This is a genomic window from Phenylobacterium sp. (genome assembly GCF_004799515.1).
Classification (GTDB): domain Bacteria; phylum Pseudomonadota; class Alphaproteobacteria; order Caulobacterales; family Caulobacteraceae; genus Phenylobacterium.
In genome coordinates this window covers 61,069-69,023 of the sequence record NZ_SSMX01000055.1, presented here as the reverse complement: position 1 = coordinate 69,023, position 7,955 = coordinate 61,069, and the positions used below count along the sequence as shown (strand labels likewise).

Annotated in this window: 8 protein-coding genes, 1 tRNA gene and 2 rRNA genes; 4 read left to right on the top strand and 7 right to left on the bottom strand. The window is 69.3% G+C overall.

All coding sequences use genetic code 11. From position 1 onward, the window contains the following. The 3 genes from E8A49_RS22820 to E8A49_RS22810 form a co-directional block, all read left to right on the top strand. Window positions 1-364: ribosomal RNA gene (locus E8A49_RS22820) — 23S ribosomal RNA — on the top strand; the annotation flags it as partial. Window positions 365-443: 79 nt separating this feature from the next. Further along, window positions 444-558 (top strand): 5S ribosomal RNA (rrf, locus tag E8A49_RS22815). Window positions 559-619: 61 nt separating this feature from the next. Next, window positions 620-696: transfer RNA gene (locus tag E8A49_RS22810), tRNA-Met, on the top strand. 20 nt (window positions 697-716) lie between these two features. On the opposite strand, the gene E8A49_RS22805 is transcribed toward E8A49_RS22810, so the two are convergent. The 4 genes from E8A49_RS22805 to E8A49_RS22790 all read right to left on the bottom strand — a co-directional run bounded on the left by E8A49_RS22805 (window position 717) and on the right by E8A49_RS22790 (window position 3,606). Then, window positions 717-1,184 (bottom strand): SRPBCC family protein, encoded by a 468-nt coding sequence (locus tag E8A49_RS22805; protein ID WP_293386605.1) that lies wholly within the window; start codon window positions 1,182-1,184, stop codon window positions 717-719. A 70-nt stretch (window positions 1,185-1,254) separates the two neighbouring features. Then, window positions 1,255-2,151, bottom strand: a complete 897-nt coding sequence (locus E8A49_RS22800; protein WP_293386604.1) for a sucrase ferredoxin — start codon at window positions 2,149-2,151, stop codon at window positions 1,255-1,257. Then, a complete protein-coding gene (locus tag E8A49_RS22795) occupies window positions 2,148-3,317 on the bottom strand; it encodes a cupin domain-containing protein (protein ID WP_293386603.1) in 1,170 nt (389 codons plus the stop codon). Before E8A49_RS22795 ends, E8A49_RS22800 begins: the two co-directional genes overlap by 4 nt. Window positions 3,318-3,345: 28 nt before the next feature. Continuing rightward, complete coding sequence (locus E8A49_RS22790; RefSeq protein ID WP_293386602.1) at window positions 3,346-3,606, bottom strand: hypothetical protein; 261 nt, start codon at window positions 3,604-3,606, stop codon at window positions 3,346-3,348. Window positions 3,607-3,734: 128 nt separating this feature from the next. Here E8A49_RS22790 and E8A49_RS22785 point away from each other — a divergent pair, with 128 nt between their 5' ends. After that, on the top strand, window positions 3,735-4,031 hold the full coding sequence (locus E8A49_RS22785) for a UBP-type zinc finger domain-containing protein (protein WP_293386601.1): 297 nt from the start codon (window positions 3,735-3,737) through the stop codon (window positions 4,029-4,031). 13 nt (window positions 4,032-4,044) lie between these two features. Here the strand turns inward: E8A49_RS22785 and E8A49_RS22780 are convergent, their stop codons facing one another. From E8A49_RS22780 to E8A49_RS22770, 3 genes are all read right to left on the bottom strand, one after another. After that, a complete protein-coding gene (locus E8A49_RS22780) occupies window positions 4,045-5,085 on the bottom strand; it encodes an acetamidase/formamidase family protein (protein ID WP_293386600.1) in 1,041 nt (346 codons plus the stop codon). 121 nt (window positions 5,086-5,206) lie between these two features. Next, window positions 5,207-6,406, bottom strand: coding sequence for a DUF1501 domain-containing protein (locus tag E8A49_RS22775; RefSeq protein ID WP_293386599.1), 1,200 nt, complete (start codon window positions 6,404-6,406; stop codon window positions 5,207-5,209). After that, entirely contained in the window at window positions 6,403-7,941 is a 1,539-nt protein-coding gene (locus E8A49_RS22770; RefSeq protein WP_293386598.1) for a DUF1800 domain-containing protein, read from the bottom strand. Before E8A49_RS22770 ends, E8A49_RS22775 begins: the two co-directional genes overlap by 4 nt. Window positions 7,942-7,955 lie beyond the last annotated feature (14 nt).

The following is a 7,955-nucleotide window of genomic DNA, read 5'->3' as shown; positions in this document are numbered from 1 at the left end:
GGGGCTGGAGCAGGTCCCAAGGGTTCGGCTGTTCGCCGATTAAAGTGGTACGTGAGCTGGGTTCAGAACGTCGTGAGACAGTTTGGTCCCTATCTGCCGTGGGTGTACGAAGCTTGAGAGGATCTGTCCCTAGTACGAGAGGACCGGGATGGACACACCTCTGGTGGACCTGTCGTGGCGCCAGCCGCGCAGCAGGGTAGCTAAGTGTGGACAAGATAACCGCTGAAAGCATCTAAGCGGGAAACTTACCTCAAAACAAGGCTTCGCCGAGAGCCGTGGTAGACCACCACGTTGATAGGCCAGGTGTGGAAGTGCCGCGAGGCATGTAGCTTACTGGTACTAATCGCTCGATCGGCTTGATCGTTCTTAGCAAAATTCATGCGCGCTCTGATTTGAGCTTGCCGTAGGCATGATGTCTTCTCATTTCACATCCGTTTCGTTGACCTGGTGGTTTTGCCGGGGGGTCCCCACCCGATCCCATTCCGAACTCGGTCGTTAAGCCCCCCTGGGCCGATGGTACTTCGTCTTAAGGCGCGGGAGAGTAGGTCGCCGCCAGGTCTACCAAGCGGATGTGAGATCCTTAGACCCTTCAATTCACGATGCCGGACCTACGCCTTGCCGCGGGGTGGAGCAGCCCGGTAGCTCGTCAGGCTCATAACCTGAAGGTCACAGGTTCAAATCCTGTCCCCGCACCCAAGTTCGACAACAGCCCTCGCTCACGCGAGGGCTGTTTTCGTTTGAGCTTCCGCCGCAGTGGCGAGCTGGCGGGCGACCGTCGCCAGGATCCGGCTCATGAAAAGGCGCCAGAACCAGCCCGTGCCCGGGGCCTTGGCGTCGAAGGCCGCGCGCCAGGCGATGGCCGTGCCGCCGCCTGGTGCGGGCGTCAGGTCCACGTCGGCGCGGTAATTGGCCATCGGCAGGCCGGACAACAGGACATAGCTCAGCCGCCGGTCGGGAATCAGCTCGACGACTTGCTCGCGGGCGTGGCTGACCGAGGTGGAGAACACCCGGATAGCGCCCACGCCCAGCGGATCGGCGCCCGGCGCAGCGCGCTCCAACTGAAAACCGGTGAACAGCGACCAGGTGGGCCAGGTCGCCCCGTCGCGCAGCAGGGCGAACACCGCCGCCGGCGGGGCGGCGCTCGCGGCGTGGGCCTCCACGCGCAACCGGGGTTTGTCGGCCATGGGGCCTCCGGCGGGTCGACGTCAGGCGGAAGCTTGCCGCGCGGCCGCCGCGCCCGCCAGCGGCTTTAACTCACGGCGTCAGTGACGGCAGATCGCCGACCGGCTGCGCCCGGTCGTAGGCCAGGCGGGTGTCATGCGACATGCGCCCCTGGGCGGCGGCGCGGCAATCGCCGAAGAAGTGGAACGCCTTGGGCGACAGGGTCACCTCATAGGACCGGCCGGATGCGGTGACCCGAAGCGGCCCGGCGCCAGCCTGCGGGCCGTCGAGCGTCACCGGCGAGACGGTCGTGACGTCGAAGCCATCCCGGGCCAGGCCGGCGCGGACCACCTGGGCCAGGGCGGTTTCGAAGACGCGGCCGCGGTAGTGCTCCTGCAGGATGCGCCCGTCGGCCTCCGCCGCCGCGAGAGCGGCGAGCGGCAGGCGGTCCAGGTGGCCGTACATGCCGCCGGACGGGAAGGCGATGCCGGTGGCGGCGAACCGGTCGCCCCCAAGGTGTGAGCACTCGATCGGGGCGAACGGGAACTGGCCCACGTCATATAGGTCGCGGGCGGCGCGGTAGACGGCGAAACCCCACTTGGCGCAGCAGCGGTCGCGGGTGCCCTGGGTGCAGAGCGCCAGGCGCGGCGCATTGCTCTCGTCCAGGCCCCAGGCGTGACGGCGAAGGTCGGCCAGCAACCCCTGCAAGGCGTCGGCGGCCTGCGCCGAGGGCTCGGGCGCGCGGTGCGCCAGTATGGCCGCCTTCCCGGAGGCGTCCGGCGGATTGTAGAGCCTGACGATCACGCCCAAGCGGCGTGCGCGGCGGATCGCCTCGAGCTCCTCAGACGTCGCCCAGCCTTCGTTGAATTCGCGCCGCCCCCAGCGCTTCTTGTCCACCGGCAGGAACACATAGACGTCGCCGCGGACGCCGGTGCCGGCGACCACGCCATGCGCCGCCTCGGCCAGGCGGGAACAAAAGGGCTCGCTCACCTCGCGGGCTCGATCGCGAAGACGCCCCGGCGCAGCATCTCCTGGACGAAGGCCTGGACCCGCCGCTCGGGGACCTCGCCACATCGCTGCACGAGGTCGGCGTAGGTGAGGGCGGCGCCGGTCATCAGGGCCGAGAGCGCCGGTGCGGTCTCCGCCGCCAGGGTGAAGCGGACGCCGCGGTGCGAGAAACAGACCGACGACGGCTCGGCGCCCGGCTCAAGGCTGGCCGCGCCGGCGGTGAGCGCCAGGCGGTCATCCGGCCGGATGGCGTCCAGCGGCCGGCCGATGTGGGGCAGCGACAGCGTCGGCCGATGCCGGGCTGTCGCTTCAAGGTGGCGGCGGTAGCGGCGTCCCAATTCCGCGGGATCGCCGGACGCCAGCAGGCCGCGCAGCACGCCGGCCACCTGATCGCCGAGGGCGGCGTCATCGGCTTCGAGGCTGAGGTCGGCGCGCACGTCGGCCTCGGCGACCGCCTGGTCGGCCAGCCAGTGCAGCAGGTCAGCGCCGGTCTTGCGGCTGAGGCCGATGGTCAGGTGCAGGCTGGGCTCGCCCAGGCCCACGGCCGCGTGCCAGTAGCCGCGTGGCAGGTAGAGCATGTCGCAGGCCTCGAGCACGATCTCTTCCGGCGCATTCGTGGGCTTGGCCGCGGCCTCGCGCTCGCGCCGCAGGGGCGCGGGCCGGGTGAGGCCGTAGAGGTCCCAGCGCTTGGCGCCGTCCACCTGCACCACGAAGACGTCGTGGTCGTCCCAATGGACGTCGAAGCCCTGGCTCTCGCCCCAACAGGCGTAGAGGTTGGCCTGGCTGAAGGCGCAGAACTCCGCGGCTAGGCCCGCGCACAGTTGCTGCAGCGGCGGATTGAACTCGTTGACCGCATCGAGGATCAGGGTCGCGCCGTCCCGGAGCTGCTCGTAGAGCCCGGCCACGTCGAGATCGTGCAGGGTCTGGTTCGGGCGCGGCCGCCGTTCGCGGAAGACGGCGCGGCCGACTTCCACGCCGCCCTTCTCCAGCTTGAAGCGGGGCGGGCCCAGGCGGTGCTCGGCCAGCGCGCGGTTCAGGAGGTCCCAGTTGAACAGGCGCGACGCCTCGCCGGCGGGCAATCGCCGCCGGAAGGCGTCGCGTCCGAAACAGGTCTTGAGGAACTCCGGCGCCGCCGCTTCGCCGACCAAGCGGCCGAGATGCGGAAACGCCGGGGGCTCAGTGGGCGCCGTCGGTTCCGTCGGTGTCGGCGCCGTCCGTGCCGTCGCCGTCCTTGCCGTCGGTTCCATCGCCGTCGGCGCCGGCGTCACCGTCGGTTCCGTCGCCCTCGGCCCCGTCGCCATCCGTACCGTCTCCATCGGCGCCGTCCGTCCCGTCGCTATCCTTAGGGTCCGCGGCCATGGCCTTCCAGGCCGATTGTTCGGGGGCGTCGACGCCCAGGATCAGGGAGTCGCGCTCGGCTTGCACTTGTTCGGTCATGATGAACCCCTTTTCGGCCGCGAGGGTGGCTAGGCGGCGCTACTTGGTAAATGGCGAAAGTGACGCTTTGATCCCAAATCCGAGCTCACCCTATCATCTTGCCATGCGGTTGGCTGTGGAGGCGTTCGATGGGTTGCACGCACTTAGGTCTGTTCGCCCACGTCACGCCGTCGGCGGACGGTTGCGAGGAGTGCCTGAAGATCGGCCAGGAATGGGTGCACCTCCGCATCTGCCGGGTCTGCGGCCATGTCGGTTGCTGCGACCAGTCCATCGGCCGTCACGCCACCAAGCATTTCCACGCCACCCGCCACCCGGTGATGGAGACCTACTACCCGCCCGAGGGCTGGGGCTGGTGCTACATCGACGACCAGATGATCGATCTGGAGGGCGACGTGACCCCGCATCCGCCCGGCTGGAGCTGGTGAGCCTGGGCTGCGGCTATTTCGCGAAGATCGCCTTGGGCATCATCACGTGGACGCCCTTGTTACGGTCAACGAGCTCGGTGACGTCGACGTCGCCCGCGACGCTGGTCAGCGCGTAGGCGTCGTCGCGGCTGAGCCCCTTCTGGGTCACCAGGAACTCGACCATGTTGCGCACCGCCTTCTGGGTGGCGATGGCCAGGTCGTCGTCGAAGCCCATGGCGATGTAGTGGGTCGGCGTCTCGGCGCGCGGGTAGGGCGCCTTCTCGCCCTTGTGCAGGATGAACTGGAAGGTCCCGACCAGCGAGGTCTCCATGGCGGTGACGTCCACCTCGCCGTTGCCCTGGCCGGCGTGGCCGTCGCCCACCTCGAAGAGGCCGCCCTTCACGAACACCGGCAGGAAGAGGGTGGTCCCGGCGACCAGCTCCTTGTTGTCCATATTGCCGCCGATGACGGTGGGCGGTGTGGAATCCCATTTGCCCAGCTCCGGCGGCGGCGCCACGCCCATGCTGCCAAAGAAGGGATGGAGCGGAATGGTGATGTTTGGACCGAAGCGCGCGACCATCTTCTCGCGGTCCAGGGGGATGATCTTGGTGCGGCGGTAGGGGAAGTCGTCGCGCAGGACGCCGGTCCCGGGGCCGAAGCCGTTGTAGGCGTAGGGGATGGCCAGATCGATCTTCAGTATACGGACTTCCAGGGTGTCGCCGGGCTCGGCGCCCTCGACGGCGATCGGGCCGGTCAGGATGTGGCCGCCGGGGCCGCGGGCGGCGGCGGGCACATTGGCGTAGACGTCCTTCAGCGAGGCCTCGATCTGGTCGTCGGGCACGCCGTTGGCCTTCAGGCCGGTCGGGTTGTTGGTCAGCAAGGTGTGCGCCATCACCGTGTCGCCGGACTTGACCGTGAGCGCGGGCTTCCCCGCCGGGTCATAGTTGCCCCAGGCGACGGTCGAGGGGGTGACCAGCAGGGTGAAGGTCTCCGCCCGCGCCGCGCCGGCGCTGAGGGCGGCGGCGGAACAGGCCAAGGTCGCCGCGAGGGCGGCGGAGGTCAGGTGACGGATCATGCGGGGCTCCCCTACGCCGGGTCCAGCGGCGGCGCGGACTATTGAGCCGCCCGCGGCGCGGCGCAAGCCAGGGTTACGTCCAGGGAAGCCTGTGACGGAATATTGGGCGGTTTGGGGCCGGCTAGACCAGCTGCAGGTCCTTGGGCTGGGCGCCGGGGAAGACCTGGCCGAGCTGGCCGGCGTTAAGGCCATAGACCCGGGTGAACAGGCCGCCGATCAGGGCGCGGTAGTCGGTGAGCACGGCGTAGTCGCGGTTCTGGTTCAGGCTGGCCTCGACCACCGGGACCTGCTCGCCCACGATGCGGCCGCCTTTGATCCCGCCGCCCAGCACCCAGTAGACACTGCCGTGGCCGTGGTCGGTGCCCTTGTCGCCGTTCTCGCGGAAGGTGCGCCCGAACTCGGAGACCACGACGACCACCGTGTCCTTCCAGGCCTCGGGTCCGATCTCGTCGGCGAAGCCGGCCAGGCCGCGGCCGAGCTCGCCCAGCCGGCCGGCCAGGTAGCCCTGGGCCGCGCCCTCGTTCACGTGGGTGTCCCAGCCGCCGATGTCGATGAAGCCCAGGTTGTACTCGGCCTTCATCAGCCGTGCGACGCGGCGGGCCGACAGCTCGAAGCCCTTGGGGGAGACCGCGCCGCGGTTGGCGGCGACCATCTCTGCGGAGACGGTGCGGTAGACCTCGTCGCGCACCTGGAAGCCCTCGGCCACCGCCGGGCCCAGGGCTTGGCCCTGGTACATCTGCTGGATCAGGGTGGCGAGGTGCTCGTCGACGCCGGGCTTGCCCACCGCGCCGACCGCGACGTTGGGGATCGGCTTACCGCCCCGGAAGGTCAACGGCAGCTGGTCGGTGAAGGCGATCGGCTGGGCGCCGGCCAGCGTCGCGGAGAGCCGGCTCATGAAGCCCGAGCCATAGTTGCGCGAGCCCTGCACGGCTTGGCCGAGCTCGATGGTGTCCTGGGTCTCGAAGTGGCTGCGCGAAAGGTCGTCGCCAGCGCCGGCGAAGGGGACGAAGGCCGCCTGGCCCGCCTTCCACAGGGGATAGATCGTGTCCTTGAGCGCCGGATGCAGGCTCCACTCGGCGTCGAGCGGCAGTGCGGCGTCCGGGTTGGCTGGGTCGGGCTTGGCGATGTGGAGGGTCGGACGCGCCTGGTAGTAGAAGTCGCTGCCGGTGGGGATCACCACATTGGCGGCGTCGTAGGCTCCGCGCAGGAAGACCACCAGGACGCGGGTCGAGGCTTGTGGCGCGGCCCAGACGCGGCCGGCGATAGTGACGGGAACGGCGGCGGCGGCCAGGCCCAGCAGGTGGCGGCGATGCAGGCTCATCGGCGCATGAACTCCGGGGACGAGAGGAAAAGCGTGTTCCAGTCCTGCGGCGATCCCGCCTGGCCGAGGGCTGACTTGGTGGGGGCGCCCAGGGTCTGGTCGAGGCCCGCCTTGTAGTAGAGGGCGTTCTGCAGCTGCGGGAACGCCGGCTGATCCTTGGCGGCCGGCTGGTCGAGCTTGAAGAGGCCCGCCGAGCCGGAGCCGATCTGGCGAGCAATCTCGAAGCGCACCGCCATCTGGCCGGGCCCATCCCAGGCCGCGGCGGCCATGGAATAGCCGTCCGGGGTCTCGTGGTTGTAGAGGCCCTCGCTCATCCGGTTCAGCCAGTTCTGCATGGGCCCCGTATTGAGGATCACCCGGTCGTCATAGGCCAGCCGCACGGCCGAGACCGTGTAGTGCATCGGATCCTTGAAAGCCTTGCCCAGGGAGGCGTCGAACTCGCGGGAGGCGATCAGCACCTTCAGCGTCGCGGCGATGTCGCCGTCGGAGCGCAGGAAGACCTTGGCCATGCGGTCGACCAGGGCCGGCGGCGGGTCGTCGCCCATGAAGTAGGCCGCCATCTGCGCCGAGACGTGGTGGGCGGTGGCCGGCTCCTTGGCCAGGATGTCCAGGGCCTGCTCGACCTCACCGAACCCGGAGCCCTTGATGGCGTGGCCCAGGAGGACCTTGTCGCCGAAGTCGTGGCGGTTGGGGTTGAACTCGAAGAGGCCGGCGCGGACCAAGAGCGGTTGGTAGGCGGGCTTCAGCTTCGGCGGGTCGGGCGACAGGTCGACGCCCACGCCGGTGAGGATGCGCGCCAGCTCCTGCACGTCCTTCTGGCTGTAGCCGGAGCCGACGCCCAGCGTGTGCAGCTCCATGATCTCGCGGGCGTAGTTCTCGTTGATGTGGCCGGCGGCGTTCTGGTCATTGTCCAGATAGCGCTGCATGGCCGGGTGCTTGAGCGTGGCCTCCAAGAGGTCGCGGAACTTGCCCAGCGCATGCGGCCGGACCGCCTGGTCCTCGTAGTCGCCGATCATCGGGCGGATGTCGCGCTTGTACATGTGGACGTTGAAGTGGTTCATCCAGAACCAGGTCATCTGCTCCTGCAGCTGGTCCGGCGAATAGAGGTCGCGCAGCAGCTCGCGCGTGGCGGCCTCGCGGCCCAGGGTGTTGATCGCCTGCTGATAGGCCTGCTGGGCGGCCTTCTTCTGGTCGGGGTCGGTGATCAGGCCGGCGGCCTTGTTCTGGGCCATCGTCTCGACCACCAGTTGGGCCATCGGCGTGCGGCTGATGGTCAGCGCGTCGACCTGCGCCTGGGCGGCAGGCGGCAGGCGGTCGGAGGCTTGCGGGTGCAGCTGGCGGTCGAGCCAGGCGCGGGGGCCCATGGCCTGCAGCTCCGCCGCCGAGGCCGCGGACTCGCCCCAGGTCAATCGGTTCAGGAGGGCGAGGTCGTGAGGGCTGAGGTCCGCGGGCGCCGCCTGCGCGGATCCCGCCGCCAGCGCGCCGAGGGCGGCGGTGGCCAGGATCGCGGACCGGAGCGCCTTGCGGTGGGTCATGACCTCGTCTGCCG

Bases quoted from the DNA above. Each gene is read 5' to 3' on its own strand.
- E8A49_RS22770 (WP_293386598.1), bottom strand. From the start codon at position 7,941: ATGACCCACCGCAAGGCGCTCCGGTCCGCGATCCTGGCCACCGCCGCC.
- E8A49_RS22775 (WP_293386599.1), bottom strand. From the start codon at position 6,406: ATGAGCCTGCATCGCCGCCACCTGCTGGGCCTGGCCGCCGCCGCCGTT.
- E8A49_RS22790 (WP_293386602.1), bottom strand. From the start codon at position 3,606: ATGACCGAACAAGTGCAAGCCGAGCGCGACTCCCTGATCCTGGGCGTC.
- E8A49_RS22780 (WP_293386600.1), bottom strand. From the start codon at position 5,085: ATGATCCGTCACCTGACCTCCGCCGCCCTCGCGGCGACCTTGGCCTGT.
- E8A49_RS22785 (WP_293386601.1), top strand. From the start codon at position 3,735: ATGGGTTGCACGCACTTAGGTCTGTTCGCCCACGTCACGCCGTCGGCG.
- E8A49_RS22805 (WP_293386605.1), bottom strand. From the start codon at position 1,184: ATGGCCGACAAACCCCGGTTGCGCGTGGAGGCCCACGCCGCGAGCGCC.